Source organism: Amycolatopsis sp. NPDC102522, assembly GCF_055584485.1.
Genome location: NZ_JBVJLY010000017.1, coordinates 101,282 through 127,179, shown reverse-complemented (window position 1 = coordinate 127,179; position 25,898 = coordinate 101,282). Strand labels below are relative to the sequence as shown.

The 25,898-nt window shown below is 69.9% G+C and carries 23 protein-coding genes, 1 pseudogene and 1 riboswitch; of the genes and pseudogenes, 7 read left to right on the top strand and 17 right to left on the bottom strand.

Annotated features, from left to right (window positions below; translation table 11 throughout):
* The first annotated feature begins 251 nt into the window (after positions 1-251).
* Positions 252-1,616 carry an aspartate aminotransferase family protein gene (locus tag ACZ6YV_RS31490; RefSeq protein WP_465513068.1) on the top strand — a complete coding sequence of 455 codons (1,365 nt, stop codon included), beginning with the start codon at positions 252-254 and terminating at the stop codon, positions 1,614-1,616.
* 71 nt (positions 1,617-1,687) lie between these two features.
* Positions 1,688-2,674 (top strand): phosphotransacetylase, encoded by a 987-nt coding sequence (locus ACZ6YV_RS31485; protein ID WP_465513067.1) that lies wholly within the window; start codon positions 1,688-1,690, stop codon positions 2,672-2,674.
* Between the two features lie 2 nt (positions 2,675-2,676).
* On the opposite strand, the gene ACZ6YV_RS31480 is transcribed toward ACZ6YV_RS31485, so the two are convergent.
* Complete coding sequence (locus ACZ6YV_RS31480; protein WP_465513066.1) at positions 2,677-3,672, bottom strand: YeiH family protein; 996 nt, start codon at positions 3,670-3,672, stop codon at positions 2,677-2,679.
* A gap of 72 nt (positions 3,673-3,744) precedes the next feature.
* On the opposite strand from ACZ6YV_RS31480, the pseudogene ACZ6YV_RS31475 reads away from it, so the two are divergent.
* The 3 genes and pseudogenes from ACZ6YV_RS31475 (at position 3,745) to ACZ6YV_RS31465 (ending at position 7,892) form a co-directional block, all read left to right on the top strand.
* A pseudogene (locus ACZ6YV_RS31475) lies at positions 3,745-4,651 on the top strand (LysR family transcriptional regulator).
* A 164-nt stretch (positions 4,652-4,815) separates the two neighbouring features.
* A complete protein-coding gene (locus ACZ6YV_RS31470) occupies positions 4,816-6,189 on the top strand; it encodes an amino acid permease (protein WP_465513065.1) in 1,374 nt (457 codons plus the stop codon).
* Between the two features lie 209 nt (positions 6,190-6,398).
* A complete protein-coding gene (locus ACZ6YV_RS31465; protein WP_465513113.1) occupies positions 6,399-7,892 on the top strand; it encodes a SulP family inorganic anion transporter in 1,494 nt (497 codons plus the stop codon).
* A 9-nt stretch (positions 7,893-7,901) separates the two neighbouring features.
* Here ACZ6YV_RS31465 and ACZ6YV_RS31460 read toward each other — a convergent pair whose 3' ends face one another.
* The 3 genes from ACZ6YV_RS31460 to ACZ6YV_RS31450 form a co-directional block, all read right to left on the bottom strand.
* Entirely contained in the window at positions 7,902-8,666 is a 765-nt protein-coding gene (locus ACZ6YV_RS31460) for an ABC transporter permease (RefSeq protein WP_465513064.1), read from the bottom strand.
* The gene (locus ACZ6YV_RS31455) at positions 8,663-9,574 is read right to left on the bottom strand and encodes an ATP-binding cassette domain-containing protein (protein ID WP_465513063.1); all 912 of its coding nucleotides are present in this window, start codon (positions 9,572-9,574) and stop codon (positions 8,663-8,665) included. The genes ACZ6YV_RS31460 and ACZ6YV_RS31455 overlap by 4 nt, the downstream gene beginning before the upstream one ends.
* A 101-nt stretch (positions 9,575-9,675) precedes the next feature.
* Complete coding sequence (locus ACZ6YV_RS31450) at positions 9,676-10,269, bottom strand: TetR/AcrR family transcriptional regulator (RefSeq protein ID WP_465513062.1); 594 nt, start codon at positions 10,267-10,269, stop codon at positions 9,676-9,678.
* Between the two features lie 92 nt (positions 10,270-10,361).
* Between ACZ6YV_RS31450 and ACZ6YV_RS31445 the strand changes: the two genes are divergently transcribed.
* Positions 10,362-10,781, top strand: coding sequence for a DUF4345 domain-containing protein (locus ACZ6YV_RS31445; protein WP_465513061.1), 420 nt, complete (start codon positions 10,362-10,364; stop codon positions 10,779-10,781).
* Here the strand turns inward: ACZ6YV_RS31445 and ACZ6YV_RS31440 are convergent.
* The 4 genes from ACZ6YV_RS31440 to ACZ6YV_RS31425 are packed head-to-tail and all read right to left on the bottom strand — an operon-like array spanning position 10,744 to position 15,362.
* Positions 10,744-12,135 carry an ABC transporter ATP-binding protein gene (locus tag ACZ6YV_RS31440; protein ID WP_465513060.1) on the bottom strand — a complete coding sequence of 464 codons (1,392 nt, stop codon included), beginning with the start codon at positions 12,133-12,135 and terminating at the stop codon, positions 10,744-10,746. The genes ACZ6YV_RS31445 and ACZ6YV_RS31440 overlap by 38 nt on opposite strands.
* Entirely contained in the window at positions 12,132-12,917 is a 786-nt protein-coding gene (locus tag ACZ6YV_RS31435) for an ABC transporter permease (RefSeq protein WP_465513059.1), read from the bottom strand. Before ACZ6YV_RS31435 ends, ACZ6YV_RS31440 begins: the two co-directional genes overlap by 4 nt.
* Positions 12,911-13,852, bottom strand: coding sequence for an ABC transporter permease (locus ACZ6YV_RS31430; protein ID WP_465513058.1), 942 nt, complete (start codon positions 13,850-13,852; stop codon positions 12,911-12,913). Before ACZ6YV_RS31430 ends, ACZ6YV_RS31435 begins: the two co-directional genes overlap by 7 nt.
* Before the next feature lies 1 nt (position 13,853).
* Positions 13,854-15,362 (bottom strand): ABC transporter substrate-binding protein, encoded by a 1,509-nt coding sequence (locus ACZ6YV_RS31425; protein ID WP_465513057.1) that lies wholly within the window; start codon positions 15,360-15,362, stop codon positions 13,854-13,856.
* A 59-nt stretch (positions 15,363-15,421) separates the two neighbouring features.
* Positions 15,422-15,528, bottom strand: a riboswitch (cobalamin riboswitch).
* 90 nt (positions 15,529-15,618) lie between these two features.
* On the opposite strand from ACZ6YV_RS31425, the gene ACZ6YV_RS31420 reads away from it, so the two are divergent.
* On the top strand, positions 15,619-16,362 hold the full coding sequence (locus ACZ6YV_RS31420; RefSeq protein WP_465513056.1) for a class I SAM-dependent methyltransferase: 744 nt from the start codon (positions 15,619-15,621) through the stop codon (positions 16,360-16,362).
* Between the two features lie 18 nt (positions 16,363-16,380).
* Here ACZ6YV_RS31420 and ACZ6YV_RS31415 read toward each other — a convergent pair whose 3' ends face one another.
* The 9 genes from ACZ6YV_RS31415 to ACZ6YV_RS31375 all read right to left on the bottom strand — a co-directional run bounded on the left by ACZ6YV_RS31415 (position 16,381) and on the right by ACZ6YV_RS31375 (position 25,483).
* Positions 16,381-16,548 (bottom strand): hypothetical protein, encoded by a 168-nt coding sequence (locus tag ACZ6YV_RS31415; RefSeq protein WP_465513055.1) that lies wholly within the window; start codon positions 16,546-16,548, stop codon positions 16,381-16,383.
* Positions 16,549-16,659: 111 nt separating this feature from the next.
* A complete protein-coding gene (locus ACZ6YV_RS31410) occupies positions 16,660-18,294 on the bottom strand; it encodes an amidohydrolase (protein WP_465513054.1) in 1,635 nt (544 codons plus the stop codon).
* Positions 18,291-19,316: an ABC transporter ATP-binding protein gene (locus ACZ6YV_RS31405; RefSeq protein WP_465513053.1), complete on the bottom strand. Its 1,026-nt coding sequence runs from the start codon at positions 19,314-19,316 to the stop codon at positions 18,291-18,293. The genes ACZ6YV_RS31410 and ACZ6YV_RS31405 overlap by 4 nt, the downstream gene beginning before the upstream one ends.
* Positions 19,309-20,130: an ABC transporter permease gene (locus tag ACZ6YV_RS31400; protein WP_465513052.1), complete on the bottom strand. Its 822-nt coding sequence runs from the start codon at positions 20,128-20,130 to the stop codon at positions 19,309-19,311. Before ACZ6YV_RS31400 ends, ACZ6YV_RS31405 begins: the two co-directional genes overlap by 8 nt.
* Positions 20,123-20,980, bottom strand: coding sequence for an ABC transporter permease (locus ACZ6YV_RS31395; protein ID WP_465513051.1), 858 nt, complete (start codon positions 20,978-20,980; stop codon positions 20,123-20,125). The genes ACZ6YV_RS31400 and ACZ6YV_RS31395 overlap by 8 nt, the downstream gene beginning before the upstream one ends.
* Positions 20,977-22,023, bottom strand: a complete 1,047-nt coding sequence (locus ACZ6YV_RS31390) for an extracellular solute-binding protein (protein ID WP_465513050.1) — start codon at positions 22,021-22,023, stop codon at positions 20,977-20,979. Before ACZ6YV_RS31390 ends, ACZ6YV_RS31395 begins: the two co-directional genes overlap by 4 nt.
* Positions 22,024-22,036: 13 nt before the next feature.
* On the bottom strand, positions 22,037-23,317 hold the full coding sequence (locus ACZ6YV_RS31385; RefSeq protein ID WP_465513049.1) for an aminotransferase family protein: 1,281 nt from the start codon (positions 23,315-23,317) through the stop codon (positions 22,037-22,039).
* 29 nt (positions 23,318-23,346) lie between these two features.
* Positions 23,347-24,792 carry an NAD-dependent succinate-semialdehyde dehydrogenase gene (locus ACZ6YV_RS31380; protein WP_465513048.1) on the bottom strand — a complete coding sequence of 482 codons (1,446 nt, stop codon included), beginning with the start codon at positions 24,790-24,792 and terminating at the stop codon, positions 23,347-23,349.
* 184 nt (positions 24,793-24,976) lie between these two features.
* Positions 24,977-25,483: a TetR/AcrR family transcriptional regulator gene (locus ACZ6YV_RS31375; protein ID WP_465513047.1), complete on the bottom strand. Its 507-nt coding sequence runs from the start codon at positions 25,481-25,483 to the stop codon at positions 24,977-24,979.
* Between the last annotated feature and the right edge of the window lie 415 nt (positions 25,484-25,898).

The following is a 25,898-nucleotide window of genomic DNA, read 5'->3' as shown; positions in this document are numbered from 1 at the left end:
TTCAGCCGAGGGAAGGGGGCCTTCACGCGTGATCAGACGGCGAACTCGCGTGATTGAACGCCGAACTCGCGTGATTGAAGGCGGAACTCGCGTGATTGAACGGCGATCTCGGTGTGCGGAGTCTGATCACGCGAGTTCCGCCTTCGAGCACGGCCAACTGGACCCATCGAACGCCGCCGCTCTGGCGCTGGGCCCGGGCCGGGCGGATTGCGAAAGTCAAAGCACAGACTCGTGTCTCGAAGGAGGTCTCCGTGGACGTCACCCAGCTGCGAGCGCAGGCTCGACGGCATCTCGGCCCGCACTTCACCCGCAAGGACACCTGGGCCTCGGATTTCCCGGTGTTCGTACGCGGCGAGGGCAGCTACCTGATCGACACCGAGGGGCGCCGCCATCTCGACGGTCTCGCCGGGCTCTTCTGCGTCAACATGGGCCACGGGCGCGCCGACATCGCCAAGGCCGCCGCCGACCAGGTCGGCACCCTGGCCTACGCGAGCAACTGGGGTTCGGCGCACATCCCCGCGATCGAAGCGGCCACACTGCTGGCCGAACTCGCGCCGGGCGACCTCGGGACGACGTTCTTCGTCAACTCCGGCTCGGAGGCCGTCGAAACCGCGCTGAAGTTCGCCCGGCAGTACCACCGCAGCCAAGGGCAGCCGGAGCGGACGAAGATCATCAGCCGCGACATGGCCTACCACGGCACGACCATCGGCGCCCTCTCGGTGACCGGGCTGGCGAAGATCAAGGAACCCTTCGGCCCGCTCATGCCCGGCGTCCGGCACGTGCCGAACACCTTGGGACTGCTGGGAGACTGCGGCCCGGCGTCCGAATTGGACTGTGTCGCGGCGATCGAGCGGGTCATCCTCGAAGAAGGGCCTGAGACCATCGCGGCCCTGTTCGCCGAGCCGGTGCAGAACGGCCGCGGCGCGCTGGTCCCGCCGAAGGGGTACTGGCCCGCTTTGCGCGCGCTGTGCGACAAGTACGGCATCCTGCTCGTGTCGGACGAGGTCATCTGCTCGTTCGGCAGGCTGGGGCACTGGTTCGGCCACGGCATCACCGGAGTGGTGCCGGATCTGGTCACCTTCGCCAAGGGCTCGACGTCGGGGTACGCGCCGCTTGGCGGGGTGATCGTGCGCGAGAAGCTGGTCACCGAGCTGTACGACTCCCCGAAGGGCGGCGTCTTCACCCACGGCGCCACCTGGGGCGGGCATCCGGTCGCCACCGCGGTCGCCGTCGCGAACCTCACCGCGATGCGGGACGAGAAGGTGCTCGACAACGTGCTCGCCGAGGGCCCGGAACTGTTCGCCGCGCTGAACTCGCTCAAGTCCGCGCACCGCTGCGTGAAGGACGTCCGCGGTACCGGGTTCTTCTACGCCATCGAGCTGATGGCCGACCGCGACAGTGGCCGGGAGCTGACCGACGCGGAGTCGGTGAAGGTGCTTCGCGAGGTGCTCCCAGAGGCGTTCCGCCGCACGGGCGTCATCCTCCGCGGCGACGACCGCGGCGCGACGATGCTGATGATCTCCCCGCCGCTGGTCGCCGATCGCGAGGTGCTCACCGAACTGCTCCACGGCGTCGACGCGATGCTCAACGACGTCGAGAAGGCCGTCCAGCCCTGAACCAGCCCTTTTCACCCGGTGGGGGTCGCCGTCTTCCGGCGGCCCCCACTTCGTCTGTGGAGGTACTTTCGATGAGCCTGACCACCGAGGCCACGCCGGACGTGACGCTCGACAGATGGCGGAAGGCGTTGCGCGGGCGGGATCTCCGCGTTGCTTTGCCGGACGGCGACGACAATCGCGCCGTCCGGGCTGCCCTCGCGCTCCGGGCCGAGGGGGTCGTGCGGCCGTTGCTGTTCGGCGACGGAACACGGCTTCGCGCCGCCGGCGCTCCGGACGACGTGATCGTGGACCTCGCGGACGCCCTCGTCGACGACCCGACCGCGGCCGCCTTGACGGCGGGATTCGCCCGCCATCAGGAAAAGCTCGCCGATGCCCGGCACGATCCGGTGTTCGTCGCGGCGGCAGCCCTGCGGGCGGGCCGGGTGGACGCCTGTGTCGCCGGGGCGACCCGGCCGACCGCGGACGTCCTGCGTGCGGGGTTGCGGGTCGTCGGCCTGGCACCGGGAGTGTCCACTTTGAGCAGTTGCTTCCTGTTGCTGCTCCCGGACGGGCGGCGGCTGACCTTTTCGGACTGCGCGGTGGTTCCCGAGCCGGGCGCCGCGCAGCTGGCGGACATCGCCCTCGCCGCCGCGGCGACGCATCGCGGTCTGACGGGGGAGGACCCCGTGGTCGCGATGTTGTCGTTCAGCACGCAGGGCAGTGCCGATCATCAGCGCGTCGAGGTCGTCCGTGAGGCGACTTCGCTGGTGCGCGGGAGGAATCCCGGCCTGCCGGTGGATGGTGAGCTCCAGTTCGACGCCGCGCTGGTGGCGTCCATCGCGGCGGCGAAGGCTCCCGGCTCCGCTGTCGCCGGCCGCGCGAACGTCCTCGTGTTCCCGAATCTGGACGCCGGCAACATCGGCTACAAGATCGCCGAGCGGCTCGGGGGCGCCGTCGCGCTCGGCCCGATCCTCCAGGGGCTCGCGGCCCCGCTGAACGACCTCTCCCGCGGCTGCTCGGCCTCCGACATCGAGACGCTCGCCCTCTTGACCGCCGCGCAAGCCCTGGACGGCCCGTGAAGCTAGCCGAGCAGGGCCAGCGCGGTGTAGGCGATGGTGCCGACCAGCACCGTGGACAGGAGGCCGAGCAGCAGCGCCCGGCCGCCGGTCCGGATCAGGGCGCCGATCCGGACCGCGCAGCCCAGCCCGAACAGCGCTCCCGCCAGCAGGAGCGTGCAGACCACCTTGGCGACGTCGAGCGCCACGCCCGGCAGGATCCCGGTGCTCCGCACCGCCACCATCGCCAGGAAACCGAGGACGAACAGCGGGACCAGCGGGGCGCGCTTCCCACCCGCGGACGGGCGACGACGGCGTTCGCGCACGCTGACCGCGGCGACCATCGGCGCCAGCAGGACGACACGGCTCAGCTTCACCACCACGGCGACCGCGACGGCAGCGGTCCCGGCCGGGGTGGCGGCCGCGACCACCTGGGCGACCTCGTGCACGCCCAGCCCGGCCCAGCCGCCGATCCGCAGCGCGTCCATCCCCAGCCAGCCGCCGAGGAGCGGGACAGCCGCGATCGCCAGGCCGCCGTAGAAGGTGACCAGGGCGACGGCGGTCGCGACGTCGGAGTCCTCCCGTTCGACGACTCCTTCCATCGCCGCGATCGCCGACGCGCCGCAGATGGAGAACCCGGTCGCGACCAGCATCGCGAGCCCGCGCGGAACGCCGATCAGCCTGCCGAGCCCGATCGTCCCGAGGAACGTGAGGCCGACGGTCAGCACCACCGCGAGCAGTGTGCCGGGGCCGAGGGAAAGCACGGACGGGAGCGCGAGTTGCAAGCCGAGAAGGACGACCCCTGCACGCAGGAGCTTCTTCGTCACCTTCGCGATCGCTTGCCGGGTGCCGTCGGAGAGCACCGGCAGCGAACCGGCGAGCACCCCGAGCACGACGGCGAGGGTGAGCGCGCTGAGCACGGGAACCGCGGTGCTCAGCAGATACGCGACGGCCACCCCGAGGGCGGTGACGGCCAGACCGGTCAGGTGCGGCTTCGCCCGCCGCGCGGTGATGGTGCCCATGACGACGAGCGTCGTCCGGTGCGGAACACGCCGGTAGCCGGGAGAGCGACGGGTAGGTCATGCACTTTGGCTATGACCGCGCCGGAGCTCGACGCCTTGCGCTTGCTCGTGCTCGTCGGCGAACTGGGCAGCATCGGGCAGGCCGCCGCCGTCCTCGCCGACGGCGCAGCCGTCGGCGAGCAAACGACTGTCCACTCTGGAACGAAGGCTCGGCCTGGTGCTGTTCGACCGGACCCGCCGCGGTTCCGCGCTCACCCCGGACGGTCGCGTGATCGTGGGCCGGGCGCAGCGCGTGCTCGCCGAACTCGACGGACTGCTCGACGGCGCCCAGGCCCTGCGGACCAGGCGCGAAGCAGGCCTCCGGGTCGCGGCGAGCATGACACTGGCCGAGCACCTGGTCCCGGGGTGGATCGGCGAGCTCAACCGCGCGAACCCCGTCCTCCGTCTGGGCCTCGAGGTCGCGAACTCGGATCAGGTCGCCGGACTGGCCCGTGCGGGCAAGGTCGACCTCGGTTTCGTCGAGTCGCCCGGCGCACCGGCCGGTCTCACGTCGCTGAAGGTCGCCGTGGACCATCTCGTGGTGGTCGTCTCCGGCGCCCATCCCTGGGCGCGCCGACGCCGTCCGCTGACCCCGGCGGAGCTGGCGAACACGCCGCTCATCGTGCGGGAACCCGGCTCCGGGACCAGAGAGACCGTCGACGCCGCCTTGCGCAAGGCCGGAGCGGGACCGGTGAAACCGTTGCTGGAACTGGGTTCCGCGTCCGCCGTCCGCAACGCCGTCGTCGCGGGCGCCGGCCCCGCGGTGATCAGCGCGCTGGACGTCACGGACCGCGAACTCGTCCCGGTCGCGGTGGAGGGGGTCGACCTCGGCCGGACACTGCGCGCGGTGTGGCCGGAGGGGCGGCGCCTCGCCGGTCCGGCGGCGGAACTGCTCGCCCTGGCGGTACGCAGGGATCTGGACCCCTGTCCCACATCGTAACTGGCACTCGCCCCGGGCCTGAGTTGTTCCTACGGTGACCGGAACCACAATGGAGCTCCCAGCGCCACCGCTCCCGGCGGTGCGTGCGAGAAGGAGGAGACGTGACTTCAGCGTCCGACCCGGCACAGAGCAGCGGCCTGAAACCAGGGCTCAAGCAGCGACACATGAACTTGATCGCCCTCGGCGGCGTCATCGGAGCCGGCCTGTTCGTCGGCAGCGGCGTGGTCATCCAGTCGGCGGGTCCCGCCGCGGTGGTCTCGTTCCTCATCGCGGGCCTGATCACCGTGCTCATCATGCGCATGCTCGCCGAGATGACGATCGCCAAACCCGCGCTCGGATCGTTCTACGTCTACGCGAGGGAAGCGCTCGGCAACCGCGCGGGCTTCGCCGTCGGCTGGATGTACTGGTACTTCTTCGTCATCGTCGTGGCTGTCGAAGCCGTCGCGGGCGGCCGGATCCTGCAGCTGTGGGTGCCGGACGTGCCACTGTGGGTGCTCAGCCTCGGGCTGCTTCTGCTCCTCACCGGCACGAACATGGTCTCGGCCCGCTCCTACGGTGAGTTCGAGTACTGGTTCTCCTCGATCAAGGTCGTCGCGATCGTCGTCTTCCTGGCCGTCGGCGCCTTGTACCTGTTCGGTTTCTGGCCGGGCGCCCACGGCGGCGTGACGAATCTGGTCTCCCACGGCGGATTCGCGCCACTCGGTATCGGCGCGGTGCTCGCGGCGGTGGTCCCGTGCATCGGTTTCTACACCGGCGCGGAGATCGTCACCATCGCCGCCGCCGAGTCCGCGGAGCCCAAGAAGGCGGTCGCGAAGGCCATGCGGTCGATCATCCTCCGGGTGGTGCTGTTCTACGTGGGTTCGGTGTTCCTCGTCGTCGCGATCAAGTCCTGGGACGATCCGGCGACCGCGGTCAGCCCGTACGCGGCCGTGCTGGAGGTCCTCGGCATCCCGGCGGTGGCGACGATCATGAACGCGATCGTCCTGACCGCGGTGCTCTCCTGCCTGAACTCGGCCCTGTACACGTCGTCGCGAATGCTGTTCGCGCTCACCAGCAACGGCGACGCGCCGAAGACGTTCACCCGGCTTTCGCGCAGCGGTGTGCCGAGGCGCGCGATCGTGGCCGGGACGGCCATCGGCTACGTGTCCGTCATCGCCGCCTACACCTCGCCGGACTTGATCTTCCAGTTCCTGGTCAACTCCTACGGTGCCGTCGCGCTGTTCGTGTACCTCTCGATCGCGCTCGCGCAGGTGCGGCTCCGCCGCAGACTGGAACGGGAGGAGCCGGAGAAGCTCGCGCTCAAGATGTGGCTGTTCCCATGGTTGAGCTACGCGACCATCGCGCTGATGGCCGGGGTGATCCTGGCGATGGCGCTGCTGCCGTCGACCCGCTCGCAGTTCTGGCTCAGCGCCGTGACGCTCGCGCTGATCCTCGTCGGGTACGAGATCCGCAGGCGGCGCGGCAAGCCGGAGGCCGAGGTCCCGGCCGAGCCCGCTCCCGTCGAACCCGAGCGAGACTCGGCCGCTCTCCGGGACTGACTCGGCACCCGCGGGGCGATCGGACGGCAACGAAGCCGCGGTACGGCGAGACATTCGGCACTCGCCTCGCTGACCGCGGCTCCGAACCGGATGCCGTAAGGTGAGCGTCGTCGACGGTGGTGACGATCATGCCCACCTGTCCGTGACGTGAGGTTGTCCCGCGTCCCGCGTGGTGTCCGAGAAAGTCAGGTTGTCTGTCTGTGTCGAGTCTGGTGGCTCAGGTGTCGTCGCGGCTGCGCGGCACGCGTCCGTCGTGGTTGTCGCCGAAAGTGGCGCGCACCGAGATCCTCGCCGGTCTGGTGGTCGCGCTCGCGCTGATCCCGGAGGCGATCTCGTTCTCCGTCATCGCGGGCGTCGACCCGAGTGTCGGGCTGTTCGCCTCGTTCACCATGGCGGTGGTGATCTCGGTCGTCGGCGGACGGCCGGCGATGATCTCCGCCGCGACAGGTGCGATCGCGCTGGTCGTGGCACCGCTGTCCCGGGAGTACGGCTTCGGGTACCTCGTCGCCACGGTCGTCCTGGGTGGCTTGTTCCAGATCGTGCTCGGTTCGCTGGGCGTGGCCAAGCTGATGAGGTTCGTGCCGCGCAGTGTGATGGTCGGGTTCGTCAACGCGCTGGCCATCCTGATCTTCATGGCGCAGGTGCCGGAGCTGATCGACGTGCCGTGGCCGGTGTATCCGCTGTTCGCCGGCGGGCTCGTGATGATGGTGCTGTTTCCCAGGCTCACCAGGGTGATTCCCGCGCCGCTGGTGTCCATTGTGGCGTTGACGGCGTTGACGATCGCCGCGGGGATCGCGGTCCCGACGGTCGGTGACAAGGGCGCGCTGCCCTCCTCGCTGCCGGTGCCAGGTGTGCCGGACGTGCCGTTCACCTTCGCCACCCTGGGCTTGCTCGCGCCCTACGCGCTCGCGTTCGCGCTGGTGGGGCTGATGGAATCACTGATGACGGCGAAGCTGGTCGACGACATCACCGACACTCGTTCCAACAAGACCCGTGAGGCGATCGGCCAAGGGGTGGCCAACGTCGTCACCGGCTTCTTCGGCGGCATGGGCGGCTGCGCGATGATCGGGCAGACCATGATCAACGTGAAGACCTCAGGAGCCCGGACCAGGCTCTCGACCTTCCTGGCCGGGACTTTCCTGATGATCCTGTGCATCGTCTTCGGCCCGCTGGTCTCGCGGATCCCGATGGCCGCCCTGGTGGCGGTGATGGTCCTGGTCGCGTTCGGCACTTTCGACTGGCACAGTGTCGCCCCGGCCACCCTCAAGCGGCTGCCCGCGGGCGAGATCATCGTCATGGTCGTCACCGTGGGCGTCGTGGTGGCCACCGACAACCTCGCCATCGGTGTGGTGGGCGGTTCGATCGTCGCGATGGTGATCTTCGCCCGCCGGGTCGCGCGTCTGGTCGACGTCACCGCGGCTCTCGACCCGGACGGCACCCAGGTCGTCTACACCGTCACCGGCGAACTGTTCTTCGCCTCCAGTAACGACTTGGTCCATCGGTTCGACTACGCGAACGATCCGGCCAAGGTCGTCATCGATCTCACCGACGCCCACATCTGGGACGCCTCCACCGTCGCCGCCCTCGACGCGATCACCGCCAAGTACGAGTCGCGGGGCAAGACCGTCGAAATCGTCGGCCTGAACAAGCACAGCGCCCGGATGCACGGGAAGCTTTCCGGCGAACTCGTCGGCGGCAAGTGATCGCCGTGATCAGGCGTCTCGTCGGGTGATGGCGGCCAGTCCGGCGCAGGTCGCCGCCGTCACCCACACCGCCATCGCGACGAGCGCGCCGAGCGGGGACAGGTGGGTTTCGGTGGCGGCGCCGCTGAGCTGACCCGCCAGCTCCGAAGGCATCACCGAGGCGATCCGGCCGTTCCAGGGCGCGGGCAGCAGCATCCGCGGCGCCATCGGGAGTGCGAAGAGCAGCACCGCCATGGCGACCAGTGTTCCGGCGGTGGCTTTGATCGCCGTGGCGAGACCGAGTGCGATCAGGGCGACGACCATCATGAGCAGGCCCTCGGCCAGGATCACCGGGAACCCGGTGGCCACGGAGGTCAGTGACCCGATCGGGCGGTCACCGATCAGCAGCCTGCTCAGGAAAAAGGTCGCGATGGAGACCCCTTCGCCCGCGATCAGGCTGATCGCGGCGACGACGGAGACCTTGGCCAGCAGGAGTTTCCGCCGCACGGGGACGGCGACGAGGCTGGTGCGGATCATCCCGGTGGCGTACTCGGACGTGGCGGTGAGGATGCCGAACGTCATCAGGCACAGCTGGACGACGGTGAGGACTGAGGTCCCGTCACCGAGGCCGCCGAAATGTGAGCGTTCCACCGGGGTGGACGAGTCCCAGACCCCGGCGGAGATCAGGGCCATCAGGCCGCCGACGAGAACGGCCGCGACCGAGAAGGCGAGGAGGCTACGGGTCGAGCGGACCGATCTCGCCTTGATGGTTTCCGAAGCGATGACGTCGATCACCGGACCGTCCTTTCGGCGCGGTATTCGGTGCTGTCCTTGGTGAGCTTGAGGTAGGCGTCTTCGAGGGAATCGCTGCGTGGCGTGAGTTCGTGCACGGCGATGCGGTTCCGCACGGCGATGTCACCGATGGCCACGGCGTCGATTCCTTGTGCGGCAAGGCTTCCGTCGGCCAGCCGGGTGACGGTGCCACCGGCGGACCGCAGCAGGCGGGTCAGTTCGGCGTCGTCTGGCGTGCGTATCAGCACGTCGCGCCGGAACCGCTCGGCGAGTTCGGCGATCGATGCCTCCGCGATCAGCTTGCCTCGTCCGATGACCACGATGTGGTCCGCGGTGAGTTCCATTTCGCTCATGAGATGACTGGAGACGAGCACGGTCCTGCCCTCGGCCGCCAGCGAGCGCATGAGGTCGCGGATCCAGCGGATGCCCTCGGGGTCGAGGCCGTTGACCGGTTCGTCGAACAGGAGGACGCCGGGATCGCCGAGCAGGGCCGAGGCGATCCCGAGTCGTTGTTTCATACCGAGGGAGAAGCCGCCGATCCGTTTGCCCGCAACGCCGGCGAGGCCGACCCGGTCCAGTACCACGCGCACGCGTGGTTTGCGGATGCCGTTGCTGCGGGCCAGGCAGTACAGGTGGTCGAAGGCGCGGCGTCCGCCGTGCACGGCGGACGCGTCGAGCAGTGCGCCCACGTGGTGCAGCGGCCGATCGATGGCGGCGTAGCGCCGGCCGTTGATCAGCGCGTCGCCGGAGGCCGGGGTGTCCAGGCCGAGCGCGGCCCGCATCGTGGTGGACTTGCCCGCGCCGTTGGGGCCGAGGAAACCGGTCACGTGGCCGGGTTCGACCCGGAAGGACAAGGCGTCCACGGCGAGCGTCGTGCCGTAGCGTTTGGTCAGTTCCCTGATCTCAATCATGACCGAAATGCTTTCGGAACACGGACTCCGGCGAATCGGCCCGCGGGTCCAGGTCGCCGGTGCGCCCACGGTCTTACTCGCCCCGGCGCTCCGGTGAGATGTCAGCCCGCGGTCTGATGTCCTCCGAGCGGTTCCAACGCTCCCCATAACGCGCCAAGGCAGACGTCCCTCAGTTCGGCGCGGGTGTAGTTCTGGTTCGTCAGCCAGTCCACGCACAAGGTGCGCACGAACACCAGCCAGCTCATCAGCACCGCCGAAACCGTCTCCTTGAGGCGGCCGTCGAAGCCGGCGACGCTGAGCAGACGCCGCTGCACCACGGCGCACTCGTCGTCGATGATGGCCTGGATCACCGGGTCCCCGGCGAGTACCCGGTTGGCCGCGAGCACGGTGTTGCGGTTCGCGGCGAAATAGTCGATGTGCGCGTCGAGCGAAGCGGCGACCTGATCCGCCACGGGGACGTCGGGATCGAATTCCGCCGTCGCCAGCAGCCGGTCCGCGGCGCGCTGGTAGATCGCGGCGAACAGGTCGCGTTTGTTCGGGAAATACCGGTACAGGAGTGCCCTGGAGACGCCTGCCTGTCCGGCGACGTCCTCCATGAGCACGTCTTCGTACGGCTGCGCGGCGAAAAGCCGTGCTCCGACGTCGAGCAGTTCGCCTCGGCGCTCGGCGGGTTCCAGCCTTCGGCGTTTGTGCACGCCCCCCACACTACTTGACACGTGTCCAGCAAGGTTCATACTGGCCAGCGTTAGTAGACACGCATCTACTTACGGGAGGAAGGGGGTTTGGCGTGGTCAAAGCACTGAAGTGGCTCATGCTGGCGATGGGGGTGACCTGCGCGGCCATCGGCGTCTTCCACTTCGCGCTCGGCGTCGCTTCGGTGCCCGGCGAAGGGGCTACCGGGGCCACTGTGGACAGTCGGGAACGGTTCTACGGCGCGCTGTTCCTCGGTTACGGACTCGCGTGGATCTGGGCCGCCCGGCGCTCGTCGATCTCCTCGACGGTCGTGCGATGGCTCGCGGGCATCTTCCTTCTCGGCGCCGCCGGCCGGGTCTTGTCCCTGGCCGTCCACGGTTGGCCGCACTGGTTCCAGGTCGTCCTGACCGTCATCGAACTCGCTCTGCCCCCGCTGTTCTTCTGGCTGGCCGCCGCCGGTGAAAAGGCGAGCGTCCTCACCCGCCCAGACGGATCAAGCGACTCCCTGGGCTGACGGCGAACGGGGCCGAGGCGTATTCGTGGCTGATCATCAGCAAGGCAGTCCCGTGCTGGTTCGCCGCGTCGGCCAGGACCTCCAGCAGCCGGGCACGGTTGGCCGCGTCGAGCGCCGATGTCACCTCGTCGCAGATCAGGACCTTGGGGTGCGCCAAGAGCGCGCGGGCCACGGCACAGCGCTGCAGTTGACCGCCGGAGAGCCTGCCGGGGCGATCGTCGGCAGGGTCGACGCCGAGGGCGCGCAGGACCTCTGCCGCTTCGAAGCGGGCTTCGTCTCGGCTGAGGCCGCGAAGGAGGCGGGCGGTGTCGGCCACCTGGTCGAGCACGCCGCGGAACTCGTCGAACGAGGCGCGGCTGTCCTGGTGGACGTACTGGACCGCCCGCAGCTGTGCGCGGCTGCGACGGCGGGCGAGGTGGGGGAGGCGGACGCCGTCGACTTCGATCGTGCCCGCGCTCGGCGGGGTCAACCCGGCCAGCGCACGGGCGAGCGTCGTCTTGCCCGCACCCGAGACGCCGGTGAGGACGGTGCGGCTGCCCGCTGCCAGTTCCAGGTCGAGGTCTTCGACGAGTGCCGTCCGCCCGGCGCGCACAGTGAGCCCGCGGACGACGAGTACCGGCGAAGACGGCGACGAAGCCGAAGGTTCGTCAACGGGTTCATGCTCGGGGACGGCTTCGGACGGCACCAAGCGGTGGTCGCGGAGTTCGGCGACGTCGCCGGCCAGGGCGCGCGCGAGGGACAGGTCGTGGGTCAGGATCAGCAACGCCGTCCCCGCGAGGGAAAGCTCCGCGAGCCGGGCAGCGAGCACGGTCCTGTTTTCCGGGTCGAGACCGCTGGTGGGTTCGTCGAGGACGAGGACCTTCGGCCGGGTCACGAGCGCGGTGGCGAGGGCCATGCGCTGCTGCTGCCCGCCCGAGAGCTGATGCGGGAACCGGCGCCACAGGCTCGTCTCCAGTCCTGCCTCCTCGAGGGCGGTGCGGGCCGCGGCGAGGCGCGCGGCCCGGCCGCGGTGGCGGAGCGCGGCGAGTTCGGCCAGCACCGGTCCGCAGCGGCGGACCGGATCCAGCACCGCCGACGGCTGCTGCGGCAGGTGACCGACGACCCCGGCCCGGATCCGCCGGAGGTCGGAAGCGCTCCTGCCGGGCAGCGCGGATCCCGCCAGCCGGACCGAGCCGGACAGCTCGATCCCGGGAAGGGAACGTCCGGTCGCGGCCAGGCCGAGGGTGGTCTTTCCCGCGCCGGACGCGCCGAGCACGACGAGCACGCGGCCGGGTTCGAGGGCCAGCGAGACGTCGTCGAGCATGACGGTGTCCCCGGCGCGGGCCGATAGACCGGCGATCTCCAGGACCGTCACGGGATCACCCGCCGGGCGGCGAGCAACCGGTCGGCGACGAGGTTCGTGCCGACGCACAACGCCATCAGCAGCGCGGCCGGGACCAGCACCACCGCGGGCGCGGTGTAGAGGGCGTCGCTGTTGCGTTCGACGACCACGGCCCAGTCCGGGGAGTCGGCGGGCAGGCCGAGACCGAGGAAGTTCGCCGACGCCAGCAGGTAGAGCACCACGCCGAGCCGGGTTCCGGCGTCGGTCGCGACCGGGCCGGTGACCTGCCGGGCGACGTACCCGAGCTGGATACGCCACCATGGTTTTCCTTGCAGGGTCAGGGCTTCCACGGCGGTGCGGCAGCCTGGCGCCAAGGCCGCGGCCCGCACGACGCGGGTGATCGCGGGCAACTGGAGGACGGCGACGGCGGGGACGAGCACGCCGGGCCCGCGATGTCCGGTCGCGGCCAGCACCATGAGCACCAGCAGCGACGGGAACGCCAGCACGAGGTCGAGGGACCGCATCACGGCTTCGTCGGCCCACCGGCCGCGCCCGGCCGCGAAGAGACCCAGCGGCACGCCGATCAGGTAGGCGAGCCCGAGCGCGGCGACCGTCATGCCGATCACCGGGAGACCGCCGGTGAGGATCACCGTGAACGCGTCGCGGCCCAGGACGTCGGTACCTAGGGGATGGGCGGCGTCCGGTGGCCGCCACGGCGCTCCGACGGACACCGCGGGGCCGGCGATCACCGGTCCGGCCACCGCGAGCAGCAACGGCACGGCGAGCAGGAACCAGCCGAGCGCCCGGCTCACCACGTGACCAGCTCCCGGCGGGGAGTCAGCCGGTGCGCGACCAGATCGGCGACGAGGTTCCCGAGCACGACGACGCCGGCGAATACGAGCACGTAGCCCTGCACCTGCGGGATGTCCCGGTTCTGCACGGCCTCGACGAAACCCGTGCCCATCCCGGTGATCGCGAACAGGGATTCGACGATCACCGTGCCGGTCAGCAGCCCCTCGACGGCGCGGGCGAGCTGCTGCACGGCGGGGGCCGCGGCGGCGGGCAGGAGGTGTTTCAGGACGACGGTGCGTTCGGGCAGGCCGAGCAGGCGCAGATGCTCCGCCACCTGTCCCCGGGTCTGCTCCGCGACGCCGACCCGGATCTGCCGGGCCACGTCGCACAGCTGGCGGCCGACGAGCACGGTCACCGGCAGCACGAGCACCTCGGGACGCGCCGTCAGATCCGTTCCGGCCGCGGTGGCCGGGAGCAGCCCGGCGTAGACCGCGAACCCCGCGACCAGCAGCAGACCGAGGACGAACTCGGGGATCGCGTGAAGGAACACCGTGACGGCGGTGAGCACCCGGTCGGTGCGCGATCCCTCGCGCAGGCCGCAGGTCACCCCGATGACCAGTGCGAGCGGCACGAGCACGAGCAGGGTGACTCCGGCGAGGACCGCGGTGGCGGCGAAGCGGCGCGCGATCTCGTCGGTCACCGGGGCGCCGGTGACGAGCGACGAGCCGAGGTCCCCGGTGACCAAACCCGAAAGCCAGTGCCCGAACCGGTCGAGGAGCGGCTGGTCGAGGGCGAGCTGGTGGCGCACCGTCGCCACCTGCTCGTCGGTGGCCTGTTCGCCGAGCACGACCGAGGCCGCGTCGCCGGGGAGCAGCGCGGTCACGGCGAACGTGGCGACCAGGACCGCCATCGCCTGCAGGACGGCGAACCCCAGCCGGCGGGTGGCGTAACCGGTCACGTCAGGACAGGCGGGCGCGGTCGAACCTCGCCCAGTCGAAGGTGTTCGGTGGCGCGGTGACCAGCCCGGACACCCGTTTCGACGTCGCGATCGTCCAGGTGCTGAAACCCCAGGCGAGCAGGCCGCCGGAGCCGTGCACGATCCGCTGGGCGTCGCCGAACAGCGCCAGCCGGGTCCCCTCGTCCGCGGTGGCGGCGGCGCGGTCCATGAGCGCGTCGAACTCCGGCGAGGCGAACCCGTTGACGTTGTTCGAGCCACCGGTGCGGAAGCGCTGGTTGAGGAACGTCGGCACCGGCAGGGTGGCCGTGCGGGTGAGCGCGGCCACGCCCTTGGTCTTGGTCTCGCTGAAGTAGGTGCTCGACCCGCGTGTGTTCGGCGTGACCTTCAGCCCGATTTCGCTCAGCTGCTGGGAAATCAACGTCGCCGCGGTGGGGAATCCCGGATCGACGTCGCTGGTCTCGACGGCGAAGGCCAGCCCTTCGGCGCCTGCTTCCCGGACGAGCGAGCGAGCCTGGTCCACCTCGCGCGGGCGCTGGGGGATACCGGCGGCGTATCCGCGGAGCCCTTTGCCGAACAGGTCGTTGCCGATCTCGCCGCGCCCGGCCAGCGCGACCCGGTTCAACGCCTCACGATCCACTCCGGACAGTACGGCGCGCACCAGCCGCGGATCGGTGAACGGTGGCTGGGTCAAGCGCAGGATCAAGCCCTGCATCGTCGTTCCCTTGGCTTCGAGCAGTGAGACACGCGTGTCATCGGCAAGCCGCGCCGCGGTGCCCGCCGCGAGGTCGTGGGCGTAGTCGACCTGTCCGGACAGCAGCGCGTTGACCCGTGCCGTCTCGTCGTTGACCGGGACGAATTCCAGCTCGTCGATACTCGGCGCACCGTCCCAATAGGACTCGTTCTTGTGGAACACCGCCGTGCCGCCAGGGGTGAACGAGACGAAACGGAACGGGCCCGAGCCGATCGGCGCCGTGAAGGCCGTCGTCCCGGCGGGCATGATCTCCGCCCCCGGCGCGCCCCAGCCCGACGGGAATTCGAAGTCGGGAGCGGTCAGCACCAGTTCGAGTTCCCTGGGGGACACCGCTTTGCTGCCTGCGAAGTCCACCTTCGCGAAGTACTGCCGGGACGAGGAGGCCAGTGCGGGATCGGCGATCCGCCGGAAGCTGTACAGGACGTCGTCCGCGGTGACCGGACGTCCGTCGTGGAAGGCCGCCTGCCGCAACCGGATCCGCCAGCGCGTGCCGGAGCCGTCGCTCTCCCAGGATTCGGCCAGCCGCGGCCGCAACGAGGTGTCGGCGTTGTAGGCGACCAGCGTGTCGAAGAGCGCTTTGGCCCGTGCCTGGTCGACGAAAAGCGAAACCTGTGAGGGGTCCAGGGTTTCCTTCGAACCGCCCGCGGCGAACGCGACCCGCAAGCGGCCCGTGTCCGCGGGCGGGCCTCCGCAGGCGGCCAAAGGTGCGAGGGCGGCCAGGACGAGCAGGCGCCGACGGCTGAGCGGATGACGCGTCACAGTGACCTCCGGGACATCGAGCACTGTCCCGGGCGCGTGGCCGCACTGAACGGGACCCCGCTCCGCACTCCACGACAGTTGGGGTTGGCAGCACCCGGCGGGCAGTCCGGCTCACGGCAGACGGCCGTTCACGGTTGCGGGTCAGCGCCGGATTCACACCGGCTTCCCCCGACGGGCGCTTTCTTACGTTGTGGCGCTCACGGTAACCCATGGCCGGGGTGTGCTAGACAGGATCAAGATCACGAAGGAGGGCAGGGTGGACGAGAAGCTCGCGGCAAGCTGGGTGCGACGGTGGGACGTCCAGCAGGAGCGCTATATCGCCGACCGCGAAGAACGGTTCACCGTGCTCATCGACGTCGTCGAGCACGTCTGCCGCGACGTCGCCGAGCCCCTGGTGCTCGACCTCGGCTGCGGCCCGGGCTCACTGACCACCCGGCTCGCCCGGCGGCTGCCGCACGCGCGGGTCGTCGGCATCGACAACGACCCGTTCCTGCTCGCCCTGGCCCGGGCCGCCCGGCCGGAGGACTCGAACATCGAGTACGTCCAGGCCGACCTCGGCGAGGAGGGCAGGCTGACGTGGCAGGCGCTCGACGCCGCGGTCTCGACGACCGCCCTGCACTGGCTGCGGCCCGATCGGCTCGCCGGTGTCTACCGCGACCTCGCGGGTGCGCTGCGGGCAGGGGGAGCGCTCGTCAACGGCGACCATTTCTACGACGAGCAACCGGGCGTCCGCGACCTCGCCGAGTCGGTCAAGAACCGTCGTGCCGCCCGTGCCGGTGTCGAGGCCCATGAGGACTGGAAGAGCTGGTGGGCAGCGGTCGCGGCCGATCCCGCCCTGCGGGCCGAGTTCACGGCCGTCGAGCTGGGTGGCATCTCGACCGGCTATGGCAACCGGCTCAGCCCGCAGGAGCACACCAGGCTGCTCCGGGAGGCGGGCTTCGCCGAGGTGGCGCCGGTGTGGCAGTTCGGGGACGACTACGTCCTGACGGCGCTGCGCTGAACCGGAAACGGATCTCGGTCAGGCTTTCGTGGCCGCCGGGTTGAGGAAGACGATGAGAAAAGTCGCGATCGGTCCCAAGAGCAAGGAGAGCAGGAACCAGACGAGACCGCTGCGGTTCTTGCTCTGGGCCAGTCCGGCGTTGACCAGGCTCAGGGTTCCCCAGCCCACGTAATAGCCGGTGTCCATCTGCGATCGTCCCCTTTGGTGGATCGATGTGGCGGTGTGGTTCCACCGAGACGGCCAAGGTAGCGGTTTCGACGGCGCCGCGCGAACCGGCGCTTTCCCCAGCGGTCAGTCTCAGTCCACTTCGGACACCACGTGTCCGCCGAGGACGGTCAGAACCGACCGTGCATCAAGCAAATCCCGCCCGCTCGCGGTGACCGGATCCCGGTCGAAGACGGCCAGGTCGGCCAGCGCGCCGGGCGCCAGCGTCCCCTTGCGGCTCTCGGCGTGTTCCAGCCAGGCCGGGCCGGTCGTCCACAGTCGCAGCGCCTCTTCCCGGTCGAGCCGTTTCTCCGGTGAAAGCAGGGAAAACGGGTTGGGTCCCGGCTCGCCGGTGAAGGTGGCGACCCCGCGTCGCCAGTCCGGTTCGGTCACCGGAGCGTCAGAGCTGTCCGCGACCACCACCCCGTGGTCGAGCAGTGTCCGCGCGGGGAACGCCTCGCTCCAGTGCTCTTCGCCCACGATCCGGACCATCGACGGACCGCTGAACGTCCGCATGAGCGAGCTGGTGATCACGCCGGTCCCGGTGCGGGCCAGGCGTTCGTGCACTTCGGGTGACAGGAAGGTGCCGTGGATGAGCACGTGCCGCGCGTCCGGCCACGGGTCGGCGGCCGCGGCGGCTTCGATGGCGTCGACCACGGCGTCGGCCGCGCGATCGCCGGTCACGTGGACCTGCACGCGGACCCGGCGCCGCTGGGCCACGGCGATCAGTTCGTGCAGCTCACGCACCTGCTCCGGATCGCCGGACCCGGCCGTGACGAGACTTCCGTGCCCGCCGCCGGGATACGGCCGGTGCATCCAGGCCGTGCAATGCGTCGGGACGCCGTCGGCGAACAGCTTGATCCCGCCGATGCGCAGCAGATCGTCCCCGGCACCCAGGTCCGTGCTGTCCAGCGCCCGGGCCAGGTCGGCCGCCGAAGTCGTGGGAGACGGCCAGTTCCAGTGCAGCAGCGCGGTCACCCGCAGCGTCATCCGGCCCGCCGCGTGCAGATCCCGGTAGTCCTGCCACAACCCGGGCGGGACGATCGGGTCGGTGACGCTGGTGACGCCCAGCCTGTTCAGCCGGGCCATCGTGCGCGCGGTCGCGTCCAGCCGCTCGTCCCGGCTCGGCTGTGGCACCAACGCGGCCACGAGTTCCTGCGCGCTCTCCACGAGGATCCCGGTCGGCTCCCCGGCGGCGTCCCGGAGGATCTCGCCCGCCGTCGGATCCGGTGTCCTCGCGGTGATCCCCGCCCGTTCCAGCGCGGCGCTGTTGACCCAGATCGAATGGGACGAGGCGTGATGCAGCACCGTGGGCCGGGTCCCGGTCACTTCGTCGAGCCATGCCCGCGACGGCGCGGCACTGCCGTCGGCGAACTCGGCGATGGTGGCCTCACGCCAGCCGCGACCGACGATCCATTCGCCCGGAGGCGCGGCATTCAGTGCCCGCCGGACCTCGGCGAGGTCGGCCGCGGCCGCGAGGTTCACGCAGAACTCCGGTCCGGACAAGGCATACCAGGCCAGATGCAGATGCGCGTCGTTGATTCCCGGTAGGACGGTCCGCCCCCGCAGGTCGATCGACGGCGTGCCGGGTGCGGCCGCGGCGGAGACCGTGTCGTCGTCCCCGACAGCGACCACGCGCCCGCCGGAGACGAGCATCGCCGTGGCGTTTCCGAGTTCGGCGTCGAAGGTGCGCACGAGGCCACCGCGCAGGAGCAGGTCGGAACTCATACCGTTGTCCTTTCCGCGGCCGGGACGACCGCTTGATGCTCCGGATGCCAGGCCGCGATCACGTCGTCGCCGGGACGGTGTTCGTGCGCCGTTCCCGCGGTCAGCACCGCGCAGCCGCGCGCGCCGTCGGCGTACCGCAGCCAGATCCGGCTGTGATCGCCGACGTAGACGATGTCGGTGACCACGGCGCCGGCCCGCTGATGCCCGGACGGCACCGGATCGGCACGGGTGTACAGCGTCAGCCGTTCCGGCCGCACGATCGTGACTTCGCCCGGTGTGAGGGACAAGGCGTTGGACTCCCCGACGAACCGCGCGACGAACAACGTTTCCGGGCGCTCGTACAGATCCGACGGCGTGCCGACCTGTTCGATCCGCCCTTCGTTGAACACCGCGATCCGGTCGGACAGGGTGAGCGCCTCCTGCTGGTCGTGGGTGACGAACAGGAACGTCATCCCCAGCTCGCGGTGCATCCGGGCGATCTCGCGCTGCAGCTGGTCGCGCAGCTTCTTGTCGAGAGCGCCCAGCGGTTCGTCCATCAGCAGCGCCCGCGGCTGGTAGACCACGGCGCGGGCCAGCGCGACCCGCTGCTGCTGGCCGCCGGAAAGCTGACGGGGGAGCCGGTCCCGTACCGCGGACAGGCCGACCAGCTCCAGTACTTCGGTGACGCGGCGGTCGATCTCCGCCTTCGGTCGTTTGCGCTGGGTGAGCCCGAAAGCGACGTTGCGGGCAACCGACATGTGCGGGAACAAGGCGTACTGCTGGAACACCACCCCGAGATCGCGCCGATGCGGTTTGAGCCGGGAGATCTCCTGTCCGTCCAAGGTGATCGAGCCCGCGGTGAGCGGGGTGAACCCGGCGATCATCGACAGCATCGTCGTCTTGCCCGAGCCGGAGGGCCCCAGGAACGTCATGAACTCGCCGTCGGCGATGTGCAGCGAGACGTCGTCCACGGCGGGACGGTCGACGCCGGCGTACGCCTTGGTCACGTGCGCGGTGGTGATGCCGCGGTGGTCGTCAGTCATGGTGGCTCCGTCGGCGCAGGAACAGGGGCACGAACAGCAGGATCGTGGTGAACACGACGATCAGGCTCGACGCCGCGGCGATGGTGGGGTCGATCTCGAGGACGATCGACTCGTACATCTTCACCGGCAAGGTCTTGATGGCGGGCGTCTGCAGGAAGAGGGCGACCACGACCTCGTCGAAGGAGGTCGCGAAGGCGAACACGAAGCCCGACGTCACGCCTGGAGCGATACTCGGCAGCACGACCTTGCGCAGCGTCGTGAGCTTCGAAGCGCCGAGACTCGCCGCGGCCTTCTCCACGACAGGGTCGTACCCGGCGAGGCTGGTCTGCACGGAGGTCAGCACGAACGGCACGCCCAGCACGGCGTGCGCCAGCACGAAACCGAGCATCGTCCCGTTGAGCTGCCACCGCAGGAAGACCCCGTAGACGGCGACCGCGACGACGATCCCCGGCAGGATCATCGGCGCCATCAGCAGCTGCCGCACGACACCCCGGCCGCGGAACCGCGCGCGGTCGAGGCCGAACGCGGCCGCCACCCCGACGACCGTCGCGAGCACCGCCGCCAGCAGGCCGACCTGGACCGAGTTGGCCAGCGCGCCGAGCCACTGCTTGCTGCCGAAGAATTCGCCGTACCAGCGCCACGACCAGTCGTCCGGCGGGAACTGGAAGGTCGAGCCGGCGCCGAAGCTCATCGGGATCACGACGAGGGTGGGGGCGACGAGCAGGAACCCGACGAGGGCGACCCATACGCGCAAGCCCCAGCCGAGCGTCCGTTGCCGGAGCGCGGCCCTGGTGATGGACGGATCGTTAGCCACGGTCGGCACCTCCCGCCGCACTGGTGCCCAGCGGTGCGGCCACCCGGCTCAGCACGGCCAGCACCACGAGCGTGACGACCAGCAGGATCGCCCCGAGCGCACCGGCCCCGGCGAAGTTCAGCAAGTCGTTGACCTGGGTGCCGATCACCTGCGCGGCCAGCGCCTGCTGCGGCGTGCCGAGCAACGCCGGGGTGATGTAGAAGCCCAGCGACATGATGAACACCACCGACACCCCGGCCAGGACTCCAGGCATCGACAAAGGCAGATACACCCGCAGGAAAGCGACCGGGCGGGGCGCGCCGAGGCTGCCGGCGGCGTGGAGCAGGCTCCGGTCGATCCCGGACATCGAACTGTGCAGCGGCAGCACCATGAACGGCAGCATCACCTGCACCATCGCGACGGTCACCCCGGCCACCGAGCCGAGGAGCACCACCCCGTCGACGCCGATCGCGGCGAGCGCCTTCTCGATCACGCCGCCCCGCTGTTCGAGGACGTACCAGGCGAAGTTGCGGGCCATCACGCTGGTCCAGAACGGCATCAGGACCAGCAGTGTCAGCACCGCGCGGCCCCGGCGCCCGACCAGGGTCATCGCGTAGGCGTACGGGTACGCGACGATCAGTGTGGCGACGGTGATGATCAGCGCGGTCCGCAAGGTCCGGAGCACCACCCGGATCTGCACCTCGTCCCCGAGGACGGCCAGGTAGTTGCCGACGCCGAAATCGGGCTCGGTGAAGCTGCGCCAAAGGATCGCGGCGAGCGGGTAGAAGAAGAACACGAGCACCACTGCCGCCGCGGGGAGCAGAAGCCAGGTCGCGGAGCCGGTTCGTCGCGTGGTTCGCACGGTGGTCATCCGGTCCTCCAATCCGACCAGGCCTTGACGAGCGCGGTCCGGTTCGCGGCCCACCAGCGCACGTCGCTGAGCACGCGCAGGTTTTCCTTGCCGTCTCCCCAGATGTCGAGCTCTCGCCCGATCGGGGTGGCCGGGGGCGGCGCGGCGGTGTTCGCGGGCCCGACGCCGGCACTGGCCGCGAAGGCCGCCGCCTGCGCCGGTTCCGAGGCGAACCGGATCAGCCGTTTGGCTTCGCCCGCGCGCGGTGTCCCTTTGGGAACGACGAGCACGTCCCAGGTCACCGGGACGGGAATGCCGGGCACGACCTTCCAGTCGGTCGCGCCCGCTTTCAGCAGTGAGAACGCGCGGGCGCTGACGATGAGCGCCATGTCCGCCTGCCCGCCCGCCATGCGCTGCTGCTGGTCGCCGTAGGTGCTGGTGATGGTGAGTTCCGGCCGGATGCGGTCGTACATCGACAGCGCGCGGGGGACGTCGAGCGGGTACAGCTTGTCCCGTGGGACCCCGTCGGCCAGCAGGGCGGCCTCGATCGTCCCCACACTCGGGTCGCCGCCGTAGATGATCCGGCGTCCGGGAAACCTTGGGAGATCGAAGAAATCGGCCATTTTGGCCGGTGGCCGGTCGCCGTAGGCCTTGGTGTCGTACATCAGCATCATGCCGAAGAAGGCGTCCGGCACGCCGCAGTCGGTCAGTGATCCCTTCGGGAAACCGGCCGCCAGGGGACCCATGTCGACGGGCTCCAGCAGGCTGCCGCAGACCGCGGCGGCCGCGGAAGCGTCGGTGTCCACGACGTCCCAGGTGACCTTGCCCGCCTCGACCATCGCCTTCAGCTTGGCGTTGCTCGACGGGCCGTCGATCGTGACCGCGGTCCCGGTCTGTTTCTCGTACGGGTCGAGCCACGCCGAACGCTGCCCCGCCTGGTAGGCGCCCTGGCCGTAGGAGACGAACACGAGCGAATCCGGGCCGCCTTCGGAAACGGCGCATCCGGTGACGAAGAGGGGGACGGTCAGCGCGGCGGACAACAGCGTCGGTATCCGGCGTCTCATGGGGTTTCTCCGCTCAGCTCGCGGCGGCCGCGACGTGGCGGCACAGCACGTCGGCCAGGGTGTCGATCTGGTCCTCGGTGATGACCAGCGGCGGGGACAGCACGATGCTGGTGCCGGAGGCGCGGACCACGACGCCGTCCGCGCGGCAGCCGGACTGCACCGACGCCGTCGGCACGTCGGTGAACTCGATGCCGAGCATCAGGCCGACCCCGCGGACCTCGCGCACGTGGGGGAGTTCGGTGAGCGGGTCGAGCCGTTCACGCAGGCGGGCGCCGAGCACGCGGGCGCGTTCGAGCAGGTTCTCCCGCTCGATGATGTCGATGTTCGCCAGCGCGACGGCGGCGCCGACGGGGTGGCCGTTGTAGGTGAAACCGTGCAGGAACGTGGCCCCGTCGGCGAGTTCGAGGACCCGGTGGCCGATCAGCACCGCGCCCATCGGGACGTAGCCGCTGGTGATGCCCTTCGCGGTGACGATCATGTCCGGCTCGATACCGTAGTGCCGGCTGCCGAACCAGTGCCCAGTCCGGCCGAAGGCGGTCACGATCTCGTCGACGATCAGCAGGATCCCGTTGCGGCGCAACACTTCCTGTACGCGCGGCCAGTACCCGTCGGGCGGCGGCACCATCCCGCCGACGCCCAGCACCGGTTCGCCGATGAACGCGGCGATGCGGTGCGCGCCGATCTCGTCGATCCGTTTTTCGAGCTCCGCCACGAGCACATCGACCGCGTCCGGGCCGTGTTCGATGGCGTGGGGCTTGCCCAGCCATTCCACGTCCGGCAGAAGCGGGCCGAACCCGGCGCGCAGGCCCTCGATCCCGGTCGCGGCGAGCGAAGCGCCGCCCATGCCGTGGTAGCCGCCGGTCCGGGCCAGCACCACCGTCCGCTCCGGCGAACCGGCGTGATGGAAGGCGAGGCGGGCGAGCTTGATCGCGGTCTCGTTGCCCTCCGAACCGCCGTTGGTGAAGAACACGCGTTCCAGACCGGCGGGGGCGAGCGACAGAAGCCGTTCGGCGAGGCGGATCGACGGAGCGTTCGAGTAGTCACCGAAAGACGAGTAGAACTCCAGACGGCGGATCTGCTCGGCGGCGACGTCGGCGAGTTCGGTCCGGCCGTGACCGACAGGGCACTGCCACAGACCGCAGGTGCCGTCGATGTACTGACGGCCTTCGGTGTCCCACAGCAGCGCGCCTTCACCGCGGTCGAGGATGAGCGGCTCGGCCGGGGCGCCGATCGTGGTGTGCGGATGCACGAGGGTGCGCCGGTCGAGGGCGGCGAGTTCGGAGGTGCTGGTCATGAAAGTCCTTTCTCTGCTCGGGCGCGCGCTCAGAACCGCAGCGCCACGGCCTTCGTCTCGGTGTAGGCCTCGATTCCTTCGGCGCCGCCTTCGCGTTCCTGGCCGGAGTTCTTCTGGCCGCCGAAAGGCAGTTCCGGGCGTACTGGGGCGGGGTCGTTGACGCCGATCACGCCGAAGTCCAGCCGGTCGAGCGCCCGCCAGAGGCGGCGCAGGTCGCTGCCGAACAGGTAGGCGGCCAGCCCGTAGTCCGTGGTGTTGGCCAGGTCGATCGCCTCGTCATCGCCGGTGAACGTGGCGACGGCCAGCACCGGGCCGAACGTCTCCTCGCGGCTGATGAGCATGTCCGCGGTGACGCCGGTCAGCACCGTGGGCTGGAAGAAGTGACCGCGCAGCGCCGGGTCGCCGGACTCCCAGCGGCTCCCGCCGACCAGGACCCGGGCGCCCTTGGCCACCGCGTCGGCGATCTGGTTCTCGACCTTCGCGAGCCCGGCTTCGTCGATCAGCGGACCGACCTTGGTGCCTTCGGCGTCTCCGCGTCCGAGGCGCAGCGCGGCCGTCTTCTTCTCGATCAGCGCGAGCAGCTCGTCCCGCACACTCTCGTGGACGTAGAGCCGGTTCACTGCCGTGCAGCTTTGGCCCGCGTTGAAGAACTTCGCGGTGACCACGCCGGTGGCGGCCGCTTCGAGGTCGGCGTCGGCGAACACGATCGCGGGGGAGTGGCCGCCCATTTCGAGCGAGGTGCGGCGAAGCGTGTCGCCGGTCTGGCGCAGCAGGCCGAGGCCGACCTCGGTCGACCCGGTGAAGCTGACCTTGCGCAGCCTGCGATCGGCCAGCAACGCCCCCACGAGCTCCGCGGGCCTGGACGTCGTCAGGGATTGCAGGACGCCCGCGGGGAGGCCGGTCGCCTGCAGGATGTCGAGCAGCGCGGTGGCGATGAGCGGGGTCTGCTCGGCCGGTTTGGCGATGACCGGGCAGCCGGCGGCCAGGGCGAGCCCGACCTTGCGCAGCAGCATGCTCGCCGGGAAGTTCCACGGCGTGATCGCGAGGACCGGCCCGACAGGAGAGCGCAGCACCAGGCCAGGGCCCGCCGCGGAAGCGGGGGTGACGCGGCCGTAGGCACGCCGGCCCTCTTCCGCGGCCCACTCCAGCATCCGGGCGCCACCGGCCAGTTCGCCGACGGCCTCCGCGAGCGGTTTGCCGTTCTCCCGGCTCAGCAACGACGCGAGCTCACCCTGGCGCGCCCGGATTTCCGCCGCCGCGGCGCGAAGGTGGCCACCGCGGGTTTCCGGATCGGTGTCCGCCCAGCCGCGGAAGGCGGCGGCCGCGGCGTCGAGTGCGGCGAGCGCATGGGTGGGCCCCGCGTCGGCCGCTTGGCCGAGGACGTCGAGGCTCGCGGGATCCAGGACGTCGAACGTCGTCGGGGCGGAATGCCGGCGACCGTCGATCAGCAAGGTCGCGGCAGCGGTGTCGGGCATCGGATGAGCCTTTCGCTTCGGGATGCGCCGAGTCTGACTCCCGAGTGTTGATTAAGTCAACACCTAAACCGGTTTCGATAATCTCAAAAGGACAGTGCGGAGTTGTTGTCCTGCAACGAAAAATGGCAGTACCGCTGCCCGGTGTCACGCGGGGTGCGTGTCACCGGGCGGGAGTACTGCCGCCTTAGTTGTGGTTCGCCAGGATGGCGTGCAGGGCTTCGAGCGCCGGGCCGGGATCGACGTCCGGATCCGCCACCTGGTGCAGGAACATCCCGTCGAGGGCGTAGAAAACGAGCTGCGCGAATCCGTCGTCGACGGTCAGTTCCTTGCCGACGGCGTCGAGGTAGCCGCGATAGAGCCGCCGGACCACCGGCCGCAACTCCGGGCGCCGCGCGGACTCCACGACCAGCTGGTACTGGAAGATCTGGATTTCCGCGCTGTCCTGGTATCGCTTCCGGACTTCCTCGCCATCGGCGAACATTCCGGTGCGGGCGCCGATCAAACCGTTCTCCGCGCTCTCTTCGAGCACCCAGTCCAAAGAGGACTGGAGTAGATCGTCTATCGACGAGAAGTGGTGCTGTACCGCGCCCGTGGTGCAGTCGGCCGCTTTGGCGACCGCGCGGTAGGTGAGGCCGCGGAGGCCTTCCCGTGCCACGACTTCGACCGCGGCGCGCTGAAGTGCCCGCTTCATCCGGAACCTCCTCAGCGACCGACGGCGTGTCAGGAGGAGGCTACATTACAGATGTAATGTCGCGCTACTGCCTGGCCGCTCGCTCAAGTCCGTGAAGGCCTCCTTGAGGGACCCTGGGTCCCTCAAGGAGGCCTTCACAGACATCACGATCGCCACATTCGCCCCAGACGCACCAGCAGTCACGGCGGCTGCGCGTGAAGGGCCCCTTCCCTCGGCTGAGCCGAGGAAACTCGCCCTTCACGCCATGCCGAGTACATGAAGGCCCCCTTCCTTGCGCTAGGCGCAAGGAAGGGGGCCTTCATGTACTTCAGGAGAGAGCCGTGGCGGTGGCGAGTGGGTCACCGTGGTGGGGGGGGGGTTTTTTGGTGTGTTTATAGAATAACAAAAAAAAAACCCGCAAGGCAAAAACAACACA